20 protein-coding genes are annotated in these 18,216 nt (G+C 62.6%); 15 read left to right on the top strand and 5 right to left on the bottom strand.

The features are described 5' to 3' along the window. Nucleotides 1–4 precede the first annotated feature (4 nt). From NLY42_RS23500 to NLY42_RS23485, 4 genes are all read left to right on the top strand, one after another. Nucleotides 5–739 (top strand): glycosyltransferase family 2 protein, encoded by a 735-nt coding sequence (locus NLY42_RS23500; RefSeq protein WP_023734516.1) that lies wholly within the window; start codon nt 5–7, stop codon nt 737–739. Continuing rightward, nucleotides 732–1,064 carry a lipid-A-disaccharide synthase N-terminal domain-containing protein gene (locus NLY42_RS23495; RefSeq protein ID WP_023669132.1) on the top strand — a complete coding sequence of 111 codons (333 nt, stop codon included), beginning with the start codon at nt 732–734 and terminating at the stop codon, nt 1,062–1,064. The genes NLY42_RS23500 and NLY42_RS23495 overlap by 8 nt, the downstream gene beginning before the upstream one ends. Before the next feature lie 58 nt (nt 1,065–1,122). Beyond that, nucleotides 1,123–2,766: an ArnT family glycosyltransferase gene (locus NLY42_RS23490; RefSeq protein WP_023754368.1), complete on the top strand. Its 1,644-nt coding sequence runs from the start codon at nt 1,123–1,125 to the stop codon at nt 2,764–2,766. Between the two features lie 66 nt (nt 2,767–2,832). After that, a complete protein-coding gene (locus NLY42_RS23485; protein ID WP_245263520.1) occupies nt 2,833–3,693 on the top strand; it encodes a phosphatase PAP2 family protein in 861 nt (286 codons plus the stop codon). Nucleotides 3,694–3,731: 38 nt separating this feature from the next. Here the strand turns inward: NLY42_RS23485 and NLY42_RS23480 are convergent, their stop codons facing one another. After that, a complete protein-coding gene (locus tag NLY42_RS23480; protein WP_023690215.1) occupies nt 3,732–4,379 on the bottom strand; it encodes an FMN-binding negative transcriptional regulator in 648 nt (215 codons plus the stop codon). A gap of 212 nt (nt 4,380–4,591) precedes the next feature. Beyond that, nucleotides 4,592–5,266 carry an alpha/beta hydrolase gene (locus NLY42_RS23475; RefSeq protein ID WP_023669128.1) on the bottom strand — a complete coding sequence of 225 codons (675 nt, stop codon included), beginning with the start codon at nt 5,264–5,266 and terminating at the stop codon, nt 4,592–4,594. 255 nt (nt 5,267–5,521) lie between these two features. Between NLY42_RS23475 and NLY42_RS23470 the strand changes: the two genes are divergently transcribed. From NLY42_RS23470 to sufA, 9 genes are all read left to right on the top strand, one after another. Then, nucleotides 5,522–6,685, top strand: coding sequence for a cysteine desulfurase family protein (locus NLY42_RS23470; RefSeq protein ID WP_023754370.1), 1,164 nt, complete (start codon nt 5,522–5,524; stop codon nt 6,683–6,685). Between the two features lie 187 nt (nt 6,686–6,872). After that, on the top strand, nt 6,873–8,390 hold the full coding sequence (sufB, locus tag NLY42_RS23465) for a Fe-S cluster assembly protein SufB (RefSeq protein ID WP_023700863.1): 1,518 nt from the start codon (nt 6,873–6,875) through the stop codon (nt 8,388–8,390). Between the two features lie 306 nt (nt 8,391–8,696). Continuing rightward, complete coding sequence (locus tag NLY42_RS23460; RefSeq protein ID WP_156033695.1) at nt 8,697–8,861, top strand: hypothetical protein; 165 nt, start codon at nt 8,697–8,699, stop codon at nt 8,859–8,861. Nucleotides 8,862–8,865: 4 nt separating this feature from the next. After that, nucleotides 8,866–9,153, top strand: a complete 288-nt coding sequence (locus NLY42_RS23455) for a hypothetical protein (RefSeq protein ID WP_155929798.1) — start codon at nt 8,866–8,868, stop codon at nt 9,151–9,153. Next, a complete protein-coding gene (gene sufC, locus NLY42_RS23450) occupies nt 9,146–9,901 on the top strand; it encodes a Fe-S cluster assembly ATPase SufC (protein WP_023684862.1) in 756 nt (251 codons plus the stop codon). The genes NLY42_RS23455 and sufC overlap by 8 nt, the downstream gene beginning before the upstream one ends. Nucleotides 9,902–9,944: 43 nt before the next feature. Beyond that, nucleotides 9,945–11,213: a Fe-S cluster assembly protein SufD gene (sufD, locus tag NLY42_RS23445; protein ID WP_023684863.1), complete on the top strand. Its 1,269-nt coding sequence runs from the start codon at nt 9,945–9,947 to the stop codon at nt 11,211–11,213. 132 nt (nt 11,214–11,345) lie between these two features. Beyond that, on the top strand, nt 11,346–12,587 hold the full coding sequence (locus NLY42_RS23440; RefSeq protein WP_023684864.1) for a cysteine desulfurase: 1,242 nt from the start codon (nt 11,346–11,348) through the stop codon (nt 12,585–12,587). Nucleotides 12,588–12,608: 21 nt separating this feature from the next. Next, a complete protein-coding gene (locus NLY42_RS23435) occupies nt 12,609–12,995 on the top strand; it encodes an SUF system Fe-S cluster assembly protein (RefSeq protein ID WP_023684865.1) in 387 nt (128 codons plus the stop codon). A gap of 105 nt (nt 12,996–13,100) precedes the next feature. After that, a complete protein-coding gene (sufA, locus tag NLY42_RS23430) occupies nt 13,101–13,481 on the top strand; it encodes a Fe-S cluster assembly scaffold SufA (protein WP_013532156.1) in 381 nt (126 codons plus the stop codon). Between the two features lie 144 nt (nt 13,482–13,625). Here the strand turns inward: sufA and NLY42_RS23425 are convergent, their stop codons facing one another. Further along, a complete protein-coding gene (locus NLY42_RS23425) occupies nt 13,626–14,123 on the bottom strand; it encodes a GFA family protein (protein WP_023669121.1) in 498 nt (165 codons plus the stop codon). Between the two features lie 83 nt (nt 14,124–14,206). Between NLY42_RS23425 and NLY42_RS23420 the strand changes: the two genes are divergently transcribed. After that, entirely contained in the window at nt 14,207–14,530 is a 324-nt protein-coding gene (locus NLY42_RS23420; protein ID WP_023669120.1) for a TfoX/Sxy family protein, read from the top strand. Nucleotides 14,531–14,733: 203 nt separating this feature from the next. Here NLY42_RS23420 and NLY42_RS23415 read toward each other — a convergent pair whose 3' ends face one another. Together NLY42_RS23415 and NLY42_RS23410 are read right to left on the bottom strand one after the other, a co-directional pair. Then, nucleotides 14,734–15,651, bottom strand: a complete 918-nt coding sequence (locus tag NLY42_RS23415) for a pseudouridine-5'-phosphate glycosidase (protein ID WP_023684866.1) — start codon at nt 15,649–15,651, stop codon at nt 14,734–14,736. 70 nt (nt 15,652–15,721) lie between these two features. Beyond that, entirely contained in the window at nt 15,722–16,666 is a 945-nt protein-coding gene (locus tag NLY42_RS23410) for a carbohydrate kinase family protein (RefSeq protein WP_023684867.1), read from the bottom strand. Nucleotides 16,667–16,949: 283 nt separating this feature from the next. Here NLY42_RS23410 and recA point away from each other — a divergent pair, with 283 nt between their 5' ends. Then, a complete protein-coding gene (gene recA, locus NLY42_RS23405) occupies nt 16,950–18,053 on the top strand; it encodes a recombinase RecA (RefSeq protein WP_023684868.1) in 1,104 nt (367 codons plus the stop codon). The last annotated feature ends 163 nt before the right edge of the window (nt 18,054–18,216 follow it).

The raw sequence follows: 18,216 nt of genomic DNA, 5'->3' as shown, positions 1-18,216 counted from the left end.
CGATATGCCGGACGCATTGATATCCATCGTCATTCCCTGCCGCAACGAGGCGGCGAACCTGCCGCTGCTGATCGACGAGATCGAGGCGGCGATGACCGGGCGCGACTTCGAAATCATCGTTGTCAATGACGGTTCGACTGACGACACCGCTTCGGTGCTTGCCGCTGAAGCCGCCAAACGTCCGTTTCCGCTTCGGCAGCTTCGGCACGAAAAATCCGCCGGCCAGTCGCTTTCGGTGCGCTCGGGCGCCTGGGCGGCGCGCGGCTCGATAATCGCCACCATCGACGGCGACGGCCAGAACGACCCGCAATATATCCCCGTGCTGGTCGATGCGCTGCGTCAGGCAGGGCCCGATTTCGGCGCCGCGCAGGGGCAGCGGTTGAAGCGCCGCGACAGCAAGATCAAGCAATTGGCATCGCGTTTCGCCAACTGGCTGCGCGGCGCGATCCTGCATGACGACACCCGCGACACCGGCTGCGGCCTGAAGGCGATCCACACCGATATCCTGCGCAAACTGCCCTTCTTCGACGGCACGCATCGTTTCGTTCCGGCCCTGGTCATCCAGGAAGGCTACCGCGTCGTCCATTGCGACGTCGTCGACCGCTCGCGCCGCCACGGCAAGTCGAATTACGGCATCTTCGATCGCGGCCTGCAGGGCGCGCTCGATCTCGCCGGCGTCTGGTGGCTTCGGCGCCGGCGCCGCAGAATGCCAAAGGTAGAGGAAATCACGCATGGCTAACGTGTTTCAGGAATTGGCGACCTGGCTGCACCAGGTTTTCGTCAAGCAGTTCGACGCCTGGGTTCTGCTCGGCTTCGTTGCCCAGTTCTTCTTCACCATGCGCTTCCTGGTGCAGTGGATCGCTTCGGAAAAGGCCAAGCGCAGCGTCGTGCCGATCGCTTTCTGGTTCTTCTCGCTGTTCGGCGGCGGGCTGCTGCTCGTCTACGCCATCCAGCGTGAGGATCCGGTGTTCATCGCCGGCCAGGCCATGGGCATGGTGATCTATGTCAGAAATTTATGGCTCATCGCCAATGAGCGCAAGGCGGCGATGACCAAGGTCGACTGAGCCACCAGTCCCGCCAAATCCAGTCTGTCCGGTGTTGACCAGTCTGTCCGGTGTCGAAATGAGCAGGAACTACATCTTTCTCTTCCTGTTCAGCCTGATGATGACGGCGTCGGGACTGGCCTCTTTGCCGCCGCTCGACCGCGACGAGCCGCGCTTCGTCCAGGCGACCAAGCAGATGACGGAGACCGGCGACTATGTCGACATCCGCTTCCAGGATGCGTCGCGCTACCAAAAGCCGATCGGCATCTACTGGCTGCAATCGGCGGCGGTGACGCTGAGCGGCGAGGGGGCACAGGCGCCGATCTGGATTTACCGGCTGATCTCGGCGCTGGGCATCGCCATCGCCGTCGTCGCAATCGCCTGGACCGGGGCCAATCTGTTCGGCGCCAATGCCGGTCTTGCCGCCGGCCTGGTCATGGCGGCCATTTTCGCCACCGCCTTCGAAGGCCGCGACGCCAAGACCGACGCGATGCTGCTTGCCTGCTGCGTTCTGGCGCAAGGCGCGCTGGCGCAGATTTATCTGGCATCGCGCCGCAACGAGCCGGTCGCCGGCCATCTGCCGTGGATTTTCTGGGCTGCGCAGGGCGCGGCGATCCTCATCAAGGGGCCGATTGCACCGCTGCTGTCGGCGCTGACGGTGCTCACGCTGGTTGCCTTCGAGCGCGACTGGCGCTGGCTGGCGAGGCTGAAAGCCGGGCGTGGGCTGATTCTGGTGCTGTTGATCGTGCTGCCCTGGCTCGCCCTCATCACCTGGAAGAGCAACGGCGCCTTCCTGCAGCAGGCCGTCGGCAAGGATATGCTCGGCAAGGTCGCGCAAGGCGAGGAGTCGCACGGCGTTCCGCCGGGCTTCTACGTGCTGACCTATTGCCTGTTCATGTGGCCGTTCGGCCTTATGGCGCTCGGCGCCGGACTGCAGGCGCTCAACCGATTGCGCGACGATCCGCGCCTGCGTTTCTGCATCGCCTGGTACGTTCCGTTCTGGCTCGTCTTCGAATTGATCCCGACGAAACTGCCGCATTATGTGCTGCCGGCCTATCCCGGCATGGCCCTGCTCATCGGCTGGCTCTTGACGCTGACACCGCAAGAGGCAAATGCGCCGCTCAGGCGCTGGCAGACATGGCTGTGGTGGGCGACCGCATTCGGCACCGTTCTGGTGACAGTCGGTCTCGCCGTGCTTTGCGTCGGTGCGCCGATCTATCTCATGAAGACATTTTCATGGTGGAGCGTTCCGGCCGCCGCGGCAGCATTGGGCGCCGGCTACCTCGCTGTTTCGCGCCAGATGCTGGTGCCGCTGGTCCGCATCGGCGGGGCTGCGGTTTGCGCCGGTATAACCTACGCCCTGCTGTTCGGTGTCATCGTGCCGTCACTGAAACCGATTTGGATGAGCCGGGAAATCGAGGCTGCGGTTCGCGCCGATCGTCCCTGTGAGATGAGCGTGCTCGCCTCCGCGCAATATCACGAACCGAGCCTGGTATTTCTGGTGGGCACAAAGACGGTACTGACCGATGTCGACGGGGTTGCGCAACATCTGCTTGACGATCCGGCCTGCGCGCTGGGCCTGGCGCCGGTCGGCGATCAAAAACGGCTGGATGACCTTCTGGCAGGGCAAGGCAAGAAGGCCAGCCGCGTCGCCGAGATCGACGGCATCAACTATTCGTCAGGTGATAAATTGTCGCTCGGCCTGTACCGTGTGGCGAACTGATACCTCTTCGATGATCGCTTCGAGCTCCGCATGTTGACGAAGTCGCCATCACCGGCGCGTGCCGCTATGCCTGCCATGCTCCGGCAGTCTGTCGATAATTTCCGCGATACTTTCGGGATTGTACGGCATCGCCTGGCGACGCGCCCGGCGCGCCACCCGAAAATCCTGTGGTCGGTCTGGGTTGTGGCCTGGCTTTTGCTGACGATCGCGGTGTCGCTCCGTTTCGACCATCTTGCAGGGACCATGGCGAGGGAGTGGGCTTCAGGCTCGACCAATATCTTCCGCATCGCCGAGTTTTTTACCTTCTTCGGCCTAGGCGGCTGGTATCTTGTCCCGTCGGTACTGGTGCTGATTGCCGCGAATCTGACGGATTGGCGCAGCCTTTCCCGGCGCGCGCGGATGACCTTCTACAACTGGACCTGCTTTGCCTTCATGGTGCTGGGTTCGATCGCACTCTCGGCCATGGTCGTCAACGTGCTGAAATATGGCGTGGGCAGAGCCAGGCCGATGAATTTCGACAAGCTCGGCGATCTGTCGCTGCATCCTTTTTCCTTGGAGGCGCGCTTTGCCAGCTTCCCGTCCGGCCATGCCACGACCATGGGCGTCATTTTCGGCATTGCACTGCTGTTGTTGCCCCAGCGCAGATGGGTGCTGCTGGCTGCAACCTTGTCGGTCGCATCGACCCGGATCTTTATCGGCGCGCACTATCCGAGCGACACTGTCGCCGGCTTCGGCCTTGGCTGTGCTGTTGCCATCGTCTGCGCGATGGTGCTTGGCCGGCTGGGATGTATCTTCCGCTACACGGCGTCGGGGTTGCCGGTGGCAAAAACTACGTTCCGCCTATTCCGTCGGGCTCGCAAACCAAACCAAAACGATGCGCCGAGACAGACGAATTTCGGCATTGGAGCAGCGCCGGCAAGCAACTGAATTGCTGACGCCTTTGGAACCATCTAAGACCACCCCAGCTAGCTGTCGATGCCACCCCAGCTCCGCACCAGCCGAGCCATGTCAGGCGCGCTGGCGGCTTCCTTCTCCAGCCCTTCGGCGACACCGACGCGGTCGGCGACAGGCCGGTTCTGGCTGACTTTCCACTTGCCGCTGATTTCGGCGATCTCGATCTCAAGCCCGACAATGCCCTTGATTTGCGACTGGATGAAGGTCGGCGGCGCATCGGTCACCGCCCAGGGTGCCTCGCGGGCGCCTTCCTGCGACAGCGTCAGCTCGGTGATCTGCTGTGCGATCCAGGCGGAATCCTCGATCACTCTGACGGTTCCTCGCACCTGGACAATGGCGTAGTTCCAGGTCGGCACGACCTTGCCGGTCTCGCGCTTGGTCTCGTACCAGGACGGCGTCACGTAGGCGTCGGCGCCCTGGAAGACGACCAGCACCGGCGATGTCGGATTGTCGGCCAGCTGACGCCATTGCGGGTTGGCCCTGGCCAGATGGGCGCGCAGCCGGCCATTCGGCCCAACCTCTGCATCAAGCAGGAAGGGAATGGCATTGGCGACCGGGCCATCGGTGCCGTTGGAGATCAGCAACCCCAGCGGATGCGTCCGGATCAGCCCGTGCAGGACGTCCGGCCGCGTTTCTTGGAAATGGGGAGGCTGGTACATGATCGGTCATGCCTTCTTGCACTGGCTGAACCGGCATTGTGCACCGTTCAGCCGAGCCGCGCCACATGTCAGGCTGGCTTCACCGTTTGGATCAGCCGAAATGGCATTTTCGCGCCCATGATGGGCACGACTGTGACGGCATCGGACCGGGAGTTTTTGTTTTGACGCAATTCCGGACGGAAAACCCGTTTACACTTTTCCTGGAATTGCTCTTAGCGCAGCCGCTTCGGCCGCGGATCGGACAATTCGCCGGCCAGCCGTCGGTCGAGATAGTCGGCGCATTCCTCGAGCAGCAGATCGGCGTCGTTGGCGAAGAAGTGGTTGGCGCCTGGCAAGGTCTTCTGCGTGATGGTGATGCCCTTTTGCGTGTGCAGCTTGTCGACCAGGCCCTGCACATCCTTGGGCGGCGCCACCTTGTCGGCATCGCCATGGATGATCAGACCCGATGACGGGCAGGGCGCCAGGAACGAGAAATCATAGGTGTTGGGCTGCGGCGCGATCGAGATGAAGCCCTCGATCTCGGGCCGGCGCATCAGAAGCTGCATGCCGATCCAGGAGCCGAAGGAATAACCGGCCACCCAGCAGCTCTTGGAATCCGGATGCAGCGACTGCACCCAGTCGAGCGCTGCGGCGGCATCCGACAATTCGCCGGTGCCGTGGTCGAATTCGCCCTGGCTGCGGCCGATGCCGCGGAAGTTGAAGCGAAGCGTGGTGAAATCGCGCTTCTGGAACATGTAGAAGAGGTCATAGACGATCTTGTTGTTCATCGTGCCGCCGAATTGCGGATGCGGATGCAACACGATGGCAATCGGCGCGCTCTTCTCCTTGGAAGGCTGGTAGCGGCCCTCCAGGCGGCCGGCCGGACCGGTGAAAATGACCTCAGGCATGAAATACTCCAAATGGCATACGAATGCGCGGCGCCCGGAACAATTCTTACTCCAGCCCCAGCCCTTCCGGGCCTTGACGCAGGGCAAGCGTCTTCTTAGAAGCTAGTTTAGAATTGTTCAAAACTGGATAGCCAGCCGTGACGGCCCGGCCATCCTCGCCGCAAGCCGCGTAAATAGGACGTCTTGCCTTGCAATTTCAAGGAAATAACGCGCTATCCTTGCGGAAAGGGTCTTGATGGGATCGATTGGGTGAAAATGGCCGCAGCACGCGCCTATCTCGACTACAATGCCAGCGCGCCGCTCATTGCCGAGGCGCGCGAGGCGATGATTGCCGCGCTCGATCTCGTCGCCAATCCGTCGTCGGTGCATGCCGAGGGGCGCGCGGCGCGGCGCCTGATCGACACTGCCCGGCGCGATGTGGCAGCACTTGTCGGCGCCAAGGCCGAGCATGTCGTCTTCACCTCGGGCGCGACGGAAGCCGCATCGACGCTGCTGACGCCGGATTGGCGGATGGGCCGTGGCACGGTGCGCATGAGCCGGCTCTATGTGTGCGAGGCCGACCACCCTTGCCTGTTGAACGGCGGCCGCTTCCCGGCAACACAGGTTTCGCGGATCGGCGTCGACGCCGATGGCATTGCCGACCTCGCTCAGCTGACAGCCGCTCTGGCCGCGCATGACAAGGCCGAAGGCCTGCCGTTGGTCGCGATCCATGCCGCCAACAACGAGACCGGCGTCATCCAGCCGATCGAGGCAATCGCTGCAATCGTCAAGGCGGCGGGCGGCATTCTGGTGGTCGACGCGGTGCAGGCTGCGGGCCGTGGTCCCATCGATATGTCAGCGGCTTACGCCGACTATTTGATTCTGTCTTCGCACAAGATCGGCGGCCCCAAGGGTGTCGGCGCCGTCGTTGCGGCAGCCGATCTGATGATGCCGAAGCCGCTGATCAATGGCGGCGGCCAGGAAAAGGGCCATCGCGGCGGCACCGAAAACCTGGCGGCCATCGCCGGCTTTGGCGCCGCGGCGCGGCAGGCTTTGGCTGGACTGAAAGACGTCGAAGCGATCGCGCAACGCCGCGGCGAGGTCGAGAAAACACTCAAAACGCTGGTGCCGGACGCAGAAATCTTCGGAACCGGCGCGCCAAGGCTTGCCAATACGACATTCTTCGCTATTCCCGGCATCAAGGCCGAGACGGCGCAGATCGCGTTCGATCTGGCTGGCGTGGCGCTGTCGGCGGGATCGGCCTGTTCGTCGGGCAAGGTCGGGCCGAGCCATGTGCTGAAAGCCATGGGTTACGGCGACAGCCTGGGCGCTTTGCGCGTGTCCATCGGCCACGCAACGAGTGCCGGGGATATCGAACTGTTCCGTGCTGCGCTGGCCGGTATTGCCCAGCGCCGGGCGGGCAGGGAACAAGCCGCCTGAGGCGGCGACAAAGAATTCAGGCCTCGCGGCCTGGTAGAGCCGTGCGTTTGCAAGTGGCCGGGTGAATTCCCGGCCGAGACGCACTATATGAAACTTACGCCGCCTTCGGCGCCTCATGGGCAGCCCTCGGCGATGCCATAGTTTGAAAACTGTCGGGCCTTGACCCCGGCGTGGATGGAGAACGCTTATGCCTGCTGTGCAGGACACGATCGATCGGGTCCGAAAGATCGACGTCGACCAGTACAAATACGGATTCCAGACAGAGATCGCGATGGACAAGGCCCCCAAGGGCCTGAGCGAAGACATTATTCGCTTCATCTCGGCCAAGAAGGATGAACCGTCCTGGATGCTGGAATGGCGTCTGGAAGCCTATCGGCGCTGGCTGACGCTGGAAGAGCCGACCTGGGCGCGCGTCCATTATCCGAAGATCGACTTTCAGGACCTCTATTACTACGCGGCGCCCAAGAGCACGCCCGGCCCGACCTCGCTGAGCGACGTCGATCCCGAGCTGTTGAAGGTCTACGAGAAGCTCGGCATTCCGCTGCGGGAACAAGAAATCCTCGCTGGCGTGCAGAAGACCGACGCGTCCGATCTCGAGGAGCCCAGCGACAACGTCTACAAATCGGGCCGTGTCGCGGTGGACGCGGTGTTCGATTCCGTTTCCGTCGTCACCACGTTCAAGAAGGAACTGGCGCAGGCCGGCGTCATCTTCTGCTCGATCTCGGAGGCCATCCGCGAGCATCCGGAGCTGGTCCAGAAATATCTCGGCTCGGTCGTGCCGACATCCGACAATTTCTACGCCACGCTGAATTCGGCTGTCTTCACCGACGGCTCGTTCGTCTTCGTGCCCAAGGGCGTGCGCTGCCCGATGGAGCTGTCGACCTATTTCCGCATGAACGAGAAGAACACCGGCCAGTTCGAGCGCACGCTGATCATCGCCGAGGAGGGGGCTTACGTCTCCTATCTCGAAGGCTGCACGGCGCCGCAGCGCGACGAGAACCAGCTGCATGCCGCCGTCGTCGAACTGGTGGCGCTCGACGATGCCGAGATCAAATATTCGACGGTGCAGAACTGGTACCCCGGCGATGCCGAGGGCAAGGGCGGCATCTACAATTTCGTCACCAAGCGCGGCGACTGCCGCGGCGACCGTTCGAAGATCTCGTGGACGCAGGTCGAGACCGGTTCAGCGATCACCTGGAAATATCCCAGCTGCATCCTGCGCGGCGACGATTCCTCCGGCGAGTTCTATTCGATCGCCGTGTCGAACGGCTACCAGCAGGTCGACAGCGGCACCAAGATGATCCATCTCGGCAAGAACACGTCGAGCCGCATCATCTCCAAGGGCATCGCCGCCGGCTTCTCGCAGAACACCTATCGCGGCCAGGTTTCGGCGCACCGCAAGGCGACCAACGCCCGCAACTTCACCAATTGCGATAGTCTCCTGATCGGCGACCAGTGCGGCGCCCACACCGTGCCCTACATGGAAGCCAAGAATTCGACGGCGCAGTTCGAGCACGAAGCGACGACGTCGAAGATTTCCGAGGACCAGAAATTCTACGTCATGCAGCGCGGCATTCCCGAGGAAGAGGCGATCGCGCTGATCGTCAACGGCTTCGTCAAGGATGTTATCCAGCAGCTGCCGATGGAGTTCGCGGTCGAAGCGCAGAAGCTTATCGGCATCAGCCTTGAGGGTAGCGTGGGGTGACAAGGGCGCGCAAACGCGAATCCGTGGAAAAACATGTCTATCTGCGGGATCGAGTGGATAACTGGGAAGCGGGCCTGGGCCTTGCGTTCTGGTTTTGCGCGATAGGGATAGTGCTGCTCGGCGCGGCCTACTCGCCGGATGGCTTTTGGCGAGGACTTTGGCAAGCCCTGACGCAGATGTAGAATAACCGGGCGTAGGCGCTCGGATAGGCAATGCGATGGACACTGGAAGGATAGCGACCCGCCAAGCGTTCAGGACCGTGCACAAGGCATGGGATTGAAACTGAACGTTTGAAAGGAAGTTGAAATGATGGATACGGTTCCGATCGTTTTTTACGCTTTGGTGTGCGGCGCGCTCTGCGCTGTCGCGCCCTCTATCCAGTCGACGCCGCGCCGGATGGCGGCGGGCGCCGTGACCGGGCTGGTCTCGGCAATTATACTGCCGTTTCTGCGCCACTTGGTTGATGGCTGAAGAGATGACCATGACGCTGTCTCGCGACGAGATCTGGTTTGCGGTTCGCTGGCGGCGGCTGTGGGCGGTTCGTCGCGAGGGCAACATCGCCACGATGAAATACGCCGCGGCCGCAGTAGCCTCGGCCCTGGTAGGCGCCGTTTTGGCGGCGTTCGTCCATCCGATGGTCGGCCTTGCGGTTTTCGCGGTGGGGTTCGGCCTGTCCTTCTGGCGGTTCAAAACCCTGCAGCGCCGGCACACCGATTACACAGTCACCTACGACGATTATTTCAGAGAAAAGAACAATGCTTGAGATCAAGAACCTGCATGCCCGCATCGTCGATGACGGCACCGAGATCATCCGCGGCCTGAACCTGACGGTGAAAAACGGCGAGGTCGCCGCCATCATGGGCCCGAACGGCTCGGGCAAATCGACGCTGTCCTATATCCTCGCCGGCCGCGAGGACTATGAGGTCACCGAAGGCGATATCCTCTATAATGGCCAGTCGATCCTCGAAATGGATCCGGCCGAGCGCGCCACCGCGGGCATCTTCCTCGCCTTCCAGTATCCGATGGAGATACCTGGTGTCGCGACCATGGAGTTCCTGAAGGTGGCGATGAACGAGCAGCGCAAGGCGCGCGGCGAGGAGCCGCTAAAAATTCCGGAATTTTTGAAGCGGGTGAAAGAGGCGGCAGCCTCGCTCTCGATGGACATGGCGATGCTGAAGCGGCCGCTCAATGTCGGCTTTTCCGGCGGCGAGAAGAAGCGGGCCGAGATCCTGCAGATGAAGCTGCTGGAGCCAAAGCTCTGCGTGCTCGACGAGACCGATTCAGGCCTAGACATCGATGCGCTGAAGATCGTCTCGGACGGCGTCAACGCGCTGCGTTCGCCCGACCGTGCCATCATCGTCATCACCCACTACCAGCGCCTGCTCGAGCACATCGTGCCCGATAGCGTGCACGTCCTATACAAGGGCCAGGTGATCAAGTCCGGCGACAAGTCGCTGGCGCTCGATCTCGAAGCCAATGGCTATGCCGGCGTGATCGGCGAAGCCGCGTGAGACGCCAGAAGGCCATTTTATGCTGAAAGGCGGGGCAAAACTGATGAATATGCATACACAACCCCAGCGCACGCAGGCCGAAACGGCGCTGATCGACGCCTTTGGCGAGCGTCTGTCGTTGCTGCCGGGTGACGGCGCGGTGATGCTGAAGCGCGACGACGCCATTGAGGCAATCAAGCACGGGCTGCCGACGCGGCGCATCGAATCCTGGCATTACACTGACCTGCGCCGGCTGTTGACTGCGGTGCCGGCGTTCGATCCGACGGCCGCCGCTAAGGGGCTGGCGCCCATCGTCGAAGGTTCCGCCGTGCTGGCAGTTCTAAACGGCGTCTCGAGTGCGAAATTCCCTGCCATCGAAGGCGTGACCGTCCAGCGCCTGTCGGAAAAGCTGACCGACGGCTCGATTGCGCCCGGCCTCGACCCCTATGGCAGCGATGACGCCATCGGCGCGCTGAACACTGCTTTCGTCGCCGACGGCTATTTCGTCGACATCGCCGATGGCGCAGCACTGGAGAAGCCGATCGAATTGCAGAACCTGCAAGCCGGCGGACAGACCCATGTGCGCTTTCCCGTGCGTGTCGGCGCCGGCGCCAAGGCTGCGATCGTCGAGCGTCAGGCGGGCGAGGGCGCGGCTCTGGCCAGCTCCGTCAGCCAGCTGGTGTTGGGCGAGGGCGCCGAGGTGACCTGGCTGATCATCCAGGAACAGCCGGAAACGGCCACCCATCTGGCGCAGTTCAAGGCGCATCTCGGCAAGAATTCGAAGCTGACGCTGTTCTTCATGAATGCCGGCGGCAAGCTTGTGCGCCAGGAGATCGTGGTGAAGACCACGGGCGAAGGCGCCGACTTCAAACTGCGCGGCATCAACCTGCTCGCCGGCGACACCCACACCGACGTGACCATGGTGCTCGACCATGCCGTGCCGCATACGACATCGACGGAAGTGATCCGCAATGTCGTGACCGGCAAGGCGCGCGGCGTCTTCCAGGGCCGCATCAACGTCCACCAATACGCGCAGAAGACCAACGCCAAGATGGCCTGCAACACGCTGCTTTTGTCGGATGATGGCGAGTTCTCGACCAAGCCGGAGCTGGAAATCTTCGCCGACGACGTCATCTGCGGCCACGGCGCGACCGTTACCGAGATCGACCACAACCATCTGTTCTACCTGATGGCTCGCGGCATCGACGAGAAGAGCGCCCGTGGCCTGCTGGTCAAGGCGTTCGTCGCCGAAGTGATCGAGGAACTGGACGACGAAACCATCGTCGAGGCCCTGGAAACAAGGCTGGACGACTGGTTCGTGGCGCATGGGTAGCGCCTCCCCTTCTCCCCTTGTGGGTCCGAAGGACGGGCGAGGCAAGTGACACGCCCCGGGCGGTGGCCGAGCGAAGCTCGGTCGGGTGAGGGGTGCGTGACGAAGTGAGGCGGTGCCTCAAGAGAGCTTGTAATGGACCAGAAGATCGAAACAACCCCATACGACGTCGAGGCGATCCGCCGCGACTTCCCGATCCTGTCGCGCGAAGTCTACGGCAAACCGCTGGTCTATCTCGACAATGGCGCCTCGGCGCAGAAGCCGCAGGTGGTGCTGGATACGATCCAGCACGCCTATTCCCAGGAATACGCCAACGTGCATCGCGGCCTGCATTTCCTGTCGAATGCCGCAACCGACGCTTATGAGAAGGCACGCGAGACGGTGCGCCGTTTCCTCAATGCGCCAAGCACCGACAACATCGTCTTCACCTCGAACACGACCGCGGCGATCAACACCGTGGCTTACGGCTATGGCATGCCCAATATCGGCGCGGGCGACGAGATCGTGCTGTCGATCATGGAGCACCACTCCAACATCGTGCCGTGGCATTTCATCCGGGAGCGGCAGGGCGCCAAGCTGGTCTGGGTGCCGGTCGACGATCTCGGCATCTTCCACATCGAGGAATTCGAAAAGCGGCTGACCGACAAGACCAAGCTCGTCGCCATCACGCATATGTCGAACGCGCTGGGCACGGTAACCCCGATCAAGGAGATCGTGCGCATCGCGCATTCGCGTGGAATTCCCGTACTTGTCGACGGCAGCCAGAGCGCCGTGCACATGCCGATCGACGTCCAGGACCTCGATTGCGATTTCTTCGTCTTCACCGGCCACAAGGTCTACGGGCCCTCCGGCATCGGCGTGCTCTACGGCAAGAAGGACATTCTGCAGGGCATGCGCCCCTTCATGGGCGGCGGCGAAATGATCGAGGAGGTGACTGAAGACATCGTCACCTACAACGAGCCGCCGCACCGCTTCGAGGCCGGCACGCCGCCGATCGTGCAGGCGATTGGCCTGGGTGCAGCATTGGAATACATGGAAAAGGTTGGCCGCGAGCGCATTGCCGCCCATGAGGCCGATCTCAAGACCTATGCGCATGAACGGCTGCGCGCCATCAACTCGCTGCGCATCTTCGGCGACGCGCCGGACAAGGGCGCCATCATTTCCTTCGAATTGCAGGGCATTCATGCCCATGACGTGTCGATGGTGATAGACAGGCAAGGTGTTGCCGTCCGCGCGGGCACCCATTGCGCCCAGCCGCTGTTGAAACGCTTTGGCGTAACCTCCACATGCAGGGCATCGTTCGGCATGTATAATACCAGGGCCGAAGTCGACGCTTTGGCCGATGCGCTGGAAAAAGCGCGCAAGTTCTTCGGGTGACAGGTTCTTTGGATGACGACCATGGATGATGCGAGCCACACCACCGCGCCGGAAGCGGCCGTCAATCCGGTGGTTTCCGCCTCGGCAATTCCCGCCGACGAGCTGGCGCGGCTGACCGACGACATCGTCTCGGCGCTGAAGACGGTCTATGACCCGGAAATACCGGCCGACATCTATGAGCTCGGCCTCATCTACAAGATCGACATCGAGGACAACCGCGCGGTCAAGATCGACATGACGCTGACCGCGCCCGGCTGTCCGGTGGCCGGCGAAATGCCAGGCTGGGTGGAAAACGCCGTCGGCGCCGTCGAAGGCGTCTCCGGCGTCGAGGTCAACATGACCTTCGACCCGCCCTGGTCGCCCGACCGCATGTCGGAAGAGGCGCAGGTGGCGGTGGGCTGGTACTAGGTTGACTGAGGTTGGTGCACTTGCACCAGTGGTAAAACTTCACCATTTTAGGTGAGGAATCATTCGGCAGGCCTTGAACCTGCATGGAATGGAAGAGGAAAAAGAATGGGACGCTTCGCCGTCATCACGATGACCGAAAAGGCCGCCGACCGGGTGCGCGAGATCGTCGCCACGCGCGACAATGCGCATGGCATTCGCCTCGGCATCAAGAAGGGCGGCTGCGCCGGCATGGAATACACGGTCGACCTGGTGACCGAGCCCAATACCAAGGACGACCATATCGAACGCGACGGCGCGCATGTCTATGTCGCGCCCGAGGCTGCCCTTTTCCTGTTCGGCACCGAGATGGATTTCGAGCAGACCACGCTGCGCACCGGCTTCACCTTCCACAACCCGAACCAGAGTTCGGCCTGCGGCTGCGGCGAATCCGTCGAACTGAAGCCCGCCGACCTGAAGGCGCTGGCTGAAGCGCGCGCTTCCGCCTGATCTTTCCTTCGCCCCGTTCACGGGGAGGTGAGGAATGGTCCGCGCAGCGGGCGAAAAGCCAATTGCTTGGCTTTTCGAATGACGAACGGCCCGAAGGGCCGGATGAGGGGCAGCGCTAACCATCGGAAGTCGCGCTCCGAGTCCTCACTTCACCCACATCTTCGTCCGCTTGTGCCAGTCGGCGATCGATTCCTCGGGATAGACGTCGAACGCATTGTCCTTCTTGCCGATCACCGGCTCGACCCAACTCGCCTTGTATTTCAACATCAGATGCACCTTCTCCGGCGGCTTCGGCAACTCGCTGTCGATTGCCGAGGCGAAGGGGTGGACCAGGTCCGGCCATGTCGGATCGTAGAGCCAGAGCGCCGAACCGCACTTCTTGCAGAAATTGCGCTCGCCCGTCGAAATCTCACACTTTGGATGCTCGTCGTCCGCGATCTCGGCCTGGTAGACGCCGAGATTGCGCTTGCCCTTGATTTTCAGCGTCTTGTAATCGGCGCCGAGATTGATGGCGAAGCCGCCGCCGCCCTGCTGCTTGCGGCAGATCGAGCAGTAGCACAGCATGAACGGCACCGGCGTGTTGCTCTCCACCTCGAAATGGACGGCATCGCAGCGGCAGGATCCCTTGAGCAGCAGCGGCATGACAAAACTCCGACGGATGGCTCTCAACTTGCCAGCATGGTTTTTGGTTGCAGCCATGGCAAGCCCGGTGACATGATTGCGGCATGGACAATGAACGCATCGAAGAGCTGTTCGAAGGCCTCGGCCCGGTCAGTATCCGAAAACTGTTCGGCGGCAAGGGTATCTATTTCGACGGCGTCATCGTCGCTATCGTGCTGCGCGGCGAATTGCTGCTCAAGGCTGACGAGCAAAGCGCGCCCGACTTCGAAGCCGCCGGCTGCAAGCAATGGACCTATACCGGCACCCGCCACGGCAAGCTGGTCGCGATGCCGTACTGGAGCATTCCCGACGACGCGTTTGATGATCCTGACGAGATGAGGGTGTGGGCGCGCCGGGCGTATGAGGCGGGGCGGCGGGCGGGGAAGTGAACCGGGACCGTCGCGTTTCTTCCCACCCCCCTCTGTCCTGCCGGACATCTCCCCCGCAAGGGGGGAGATCAGTTGTCACATTGGCCTTCGCCAATCACCATCGTTGAAAATGGGAGCCTGCGGCTAAGCTGTTAATCTCCCTCCTTGCGGGGGAGATGGCCGGCAGGCCAGAGGGGGGTGCTGTCCCGCCGACGTAGGCGATCCTACAGCGCCTTGGCAATCCTCGCCGCCAGCCGCGCATTGTTCTCGACCAGCGCGATGTTGGTCTTCAAGCTCCGGCCGCCGGTCAGTTCGAGGATTTTGCCCAACAGGAACGGCGTCACCGCCTTTCCGGTCACATTCTGCACTTCCGCCGCCTTCTGCGCGGCCTCGATATAGCCGGCCATCTCGTCGGCCGGGATTTCATCGTCCTGCGGCACCGGGTTGGCGATCAGCGTGCCGCCGACCAGGCCAAGTGCCGCCCTGGTCTTGTAGAAATGCGCGATCTCTTCCGGTCTGTGCAGGGTCAGCGGCGCGCGGAACGGCGAATGCCGCGACCAGAAGGCCGGCATCGTCTCGCAGCCATGGCCAATCACCGGCACGCCGCGCGTCTCCAGCACTTCCAGGGTCTTTTCGATGTCGAGGATCGCCTTGGCGCCGGCCGAGACGACGATGACCGGGGTGCGCGCCAACTCGTCGAGATCGGCCGAGATGTCGAAGCTTTTTTCCGCGCCCTTGTGGACGCCGCCAATGCCGCCGGTGGCGAACACCTTTATCCCGACCATGTCGGCCGCGATCATGGTGGCGGCGACCGTGGTGCCGCCGGTGCGGCCTTGCGCCACCGCAAAGCCGAGATCGGCGCGCGACAGCTTCATGGCGTCGCCGGTCATCGCCAGCGACTCGCGCTCGCCGTCGGAAAGCCCGATCTTGATGCGGCCGGCGACCACGGCGATCGTCGCTGGCACCGCGCCATTGTCCAGGATTATCTTTTCGACATTGGCGGCCATGGCGCCATTGTCGGGGTAAGGCATGCCATGGGTGATGATGGTGCTTTCCAGCGCCACGACGGGGCGGCCAGCGGCGAGCGCCTCGGCCACGGGCGCGTGGAGGTCGATGAAGGGGCGGGCGCTTTGCGGTGTCATGATGGTCTCCGATCCGGAGATCCGCGCGTCCGCTTGGACGTCGCGCTCCGGCAATGGCAATTGGCCGCCCTCATGCCATTTCCTGCGCGTCGGGCACAAGAGCCAGTGCCTCGGTGAAGGTCGCAATCGTGAAGGCCGGAACCGCGTCGGCGCTTTCAATGGCCAGCGTGGCGGCGGCAACGCCCTCGCGCAATGCCTGGCGCAGGGGCAGGCCGCGCAGCAGGGCAGCGATGGTGGCGCCGGCCAGCGCGTCGCCGGCGCCGGTGACGTCGGCGACTTTTCTCGGCGCCGGCGGCAGGATAGAGAAGGCGCCGGCTTCGTCGAATCCCAGCACCGGGCCGTCGCCCGCCGTCACCACGCCACTGGTGAGGCCGCTGCAGCGCAGTCCGTCGACGGTCTCGCGCTCGGTGGCATTGGCATCGACGCCGGCCAGCACCATGGCCTCGCGCCGGTTCATGAAGACCTGCGCGAGTTCCTTCAGCACCGGTATCAGCCGCACCACCTTGGCCGGCGAAATGGCGATGGCGAACACCGGCTTGCCGGCGGCGAGCCCCACCAGCCGCTCCAGCGCCGTTGATGGCAGATTGGCGTCGCAGAGCACCGCATCGGCCTCGGCGACCACCTCGCGCACCTTGGAGCGGCGGATCTGCTTGGGGAACGCCAAATCGTAGAGCGCCATATCGGCAAAGCCGGTGATCAGCTCGCCGTCGCGATCGATCAGCGCCGTGTAGCTCGGCGTGGTGCGGTCGAGGAACACCGCCGACAGATCGGCAATGCCGGCCTCAGTGATGGCGCGCGCAACCGTCTCGGCCGAGGCATCGCCGCCGCGCACCGACAAAAGCGAGGCCGAGACGCCGCGCCGCACGAGGCTGCGCAGCGCGTTGAAGACGCCGCCGCCGACATCCTCGCGCATCGTGCCGGGGTTGGACGCCGCCGGCACGTAAGCACCGGACACCTGACCGCGCCGGTCGATATGGGCACCGCCCACCGCCAGTATTTTTGCTGATTTCACCATGTAGGCGATATGACCTTTGTTATTCGAACCAGACAAGCGCTAGGCTGTGCGACGGAGCTTCGCAAGCAAGCCAGCGATTCGGGCGGAGCCAAACCGCCGGAGCGCCTGGCCCAATGGTGGATACATCCGGAAACGAAACCATGAGACAAAAAAAGAACAAATCCGGATAAAGATTGCTTTTCAGATATTTGACCCCTCTTGCCAAACGAGAACAAAAAAGGTACAAATAGGGCAGGGATTACGGATTGTCCGGCCTTCATTGACGACCAAGGGGTGATGTATCATGGCTCAGAATACTTTGCGGCTTGTAGAGGACAAAGCGGTGGACAAATCAAAGGCTCTGGACGCGGCGCTGTCGCAAATCGAGCGCGCCTTCGGAAAGGGCTCGATCATGCGGCTGGGCGCCAACGAGCAGGTCGTCGAGATTGAAACCGTGCCGACCGGATCGCTTGGCCTCGACATCGCGCTTGGCGTCGGTGGCCTGCCGCGCGGCCGCATTGTCGAGATCTACGGGCCGGAAAGCTCGGGCAAGACGACACTGGCGCTGCACACAGTTGCCGAAGCCCAGAAGAAGGGCGGTATCTGCGCCTTCGTCGATGCCGAGCATGCGCTCGACCCGGTCTATGCCCGCAAGCTCGGCGTGGACCTCGAAAACCTGCTGATCTCGCAGCCCGACACCGGCGAGCAGGCGCTGGAAATTTGCGACACGCTGGTGCGTTCCGGCGCCATCGACGTTCTGGTGGTCGATTCGGTGGCCGCCCTGACGCCGCGCGCTGAAATCGAGGGCGAGATGGGCGATTCGCTGCCCGGTCTCCAGGCTCGTCTGATGAGCCAGGCGCTGCGCAAGCTGACCGCCTCGATCTCGCGCTCCAACACCATGGTCATCTTCATCAACCAGATCCGCATGAAGATCGGCGTCATGTTCGGTTCGCCGGAAACCACGACCGGCGGCAACGCGCTGAAATTCTACGCTTCGGTGCGCCTCGACATCCGCCGCATCGGCTCGGTCAAGGACCGCGACGAGGTCGTCGGCAACCAGACCCGCGTCAAGGTCGTCAAGAACAAGCTGGCGCCGCCCTTCAAGGTGGTCGAGTTCGACATCATGTATGGCGAGGGCGTGTCCAAGACCGGCGAGCTGGTCGACCTCGGCGTCAAGGCCGGCGTTGTCGAGAAGTCGGGCGCGTGGTTCTCCTACAATTCGCAGCGTCTCGGCCAAGGTCGTGAAAACGCCAAACTGTTCCTGCGCGACAATCCCGACACGGCGCGCGAGATCGAACTGGCACTGCGGCAGAATGCCGGGCTGATTGCCGAGAAGTTTCTCGAGAATGGCGGCCCCGAGCGCGGCGAAAGCGACGACGGCTTCGAGGAAGAATCCGGTGCCATGTAGGGTACGGCCAGAGTTCGGCCATAAATCCGGTCTATTACCCGATGCTTAAGTAACCGAGTTCTTTAGTATTGCGTTTCAAACCGCCGGCCTTCGCGCCGGCGGTTTTCGTTTTTGGGCAGCGTGAAGCCGGCTTGGCAGTTGCCGGATTGGCCCAATTCCGTGT

The organism is Mesorhizobium sp. C372A (assembly GCF_030323245.1).
GTDB lineage: Bacteria > Pseudomonadota > Alphaproteobacteria > Rhizobiales > Rhizobiaceae > Mesorhizobium.
Note: the sequence above shows the minus strand (reverse complement) of the source record. Positions and strands in the feature narration are given on the sequence as shown.

Excerpts from the sequence above, each read along its gene's own strand:
- NLY42_RS23500 (WP_023734516.1), top strand. The coding sequence starts at position 5 with ATGCCGGACGCATTGATATCCATCGTCATTCCCTGCCGCAACGAGGCG.
- NLY42_RS23495 (WP_023669132.1), top strand. The coding sequence starts at position 732 with ATGGCTAACGTGTTTCAGGAATTGGCGACCTGGCTGCACCAGGTTTTC.
- NLY42_RS23490 (WP_023754368.1), top strand. The coding sequence starts at position 1,123 with ATGAGCAGGAACTACATCTTTCTCTTCCTGTTCAGCCTGATGATGACG.
- NLY42_RS23485 (WP_245263520.1), top strand. The coding sequence starts at position 2,833 with ATGCCTGCCATGCTCCGGCAGTCTGTCGATAATTTCCGCGATACTTTC.
- NLY42_RS23480 (WP_023690215.1), bottom strand. The coding sequence starts at position 4,379 with ATGTACCAGCCTCCCCATTTCCAAGAAACGCGGCCGGACGTCCTGCAC.
- NLY42_RS23475 (WP_023669128.1), bottom strand. The coding sequence starts at position 5,266 with ATGCCTGAGGTCATTTTCACCGGTCCGGCCGGCCGCCTGGAGGGCCGC.
- NLY42_RS23470 (WP_023754370.1), top strand. The coding sequence starts at position 5,522 with ATGGCCGCAGCACGCGCCTATCTCGACTACAATGCCAGCGCGCCGCTC.
- sufB (WP_023700863.1), top strand. The coding sequence starts at position 6,873 with ATGCCTGCTGTGCAGGACACGATCGATCGGGTCCGAAAGATCGACGTC.
- NLY42_RS23460 (WP_156033695.1), top strand. The coding sequence starts at position 8,697 with ATGATGGATACGGTTCCGATCGTTTTTTACGCTTTGGTGTGCGGCGCG.
- NLY42_RS23455 (WP_155929798.1), top strand. The coding sequence starts at position 8,866 with ATGACCATGACGCTGTCTCGCGACGAGATCTGGTTTGCGGTTCGCTGG.
- sufC (WP_023684862.1), top strand. The coding sequence starts at position 9,146 with ATGCTTGAGATCAAGAACCTGCATGCCCGCATCGTCGATGACGGCACC.
- sufD (WP_023684863.1), top strand. The coding sequence starts at position 9,945 with ATGAATATGCATACACAACCCCAGCGCACGCAGGCCGAAACGGCGCTG.
- NLY42_RS23440 (WP_023684864.1), top strand. The coding sequence starts at position 11,346 with ATGGACCAGAAGATCGAAACAACCCCATACGACGTCGAGGCGATCCGC.
- NLY42_RS23435 (WP_023684865.1), top strand. The coding sequence starts at position 12,609 with ATGGATGATGCGAGCCACACCACCGCGCCGGAAGCGGCCGTCAATCCG.
- sufA (WP_013532156.1), top strand. The coding sequence starts at position 13,101 with ATGGGACGCTTCGCCGTCATCACGATGACCGAAAAGGCCGCCGACCGG.
- NLY42_RS23425 (WP_023669121.1), bottom strand. The coding sequence starts at position 14,123 with ATGCCGCTGCTGCTCAAGGGATCCTGCCGCTGCGATGCCGTCCATTTC.
- NLY42_RS23420 (WP_023669120.1), top strand. The coding sequence starts at position 14,207 with ATGGACAATGAACGCATCGAAGAGCTGTTCGAAGGCCTCGGCCCGGTC.
- NLY42_RS23415 (WP_023684866.1), bottom strand. The coding sequence starts at position 15,651 with ATGACACCGCAAAGCGCCCGCCCCTTCATCGACCTCCACGCGCCCGTG.
- NLY42_RS23410 (WP_023684867.1), bottom strand. The coding sequence starts at position 16,666 with ATGGTGAAATCAGCAAAAATACTGGCGGTGGGCGGTGCCCATATCGAC.
- recA (WP_023684868.1), top strand. The coding sequence starts at position 16,950 with ATGGCTCAGAATACTTTGCGGCTTGTAGAGGACAAAGCGGTGGACAAA.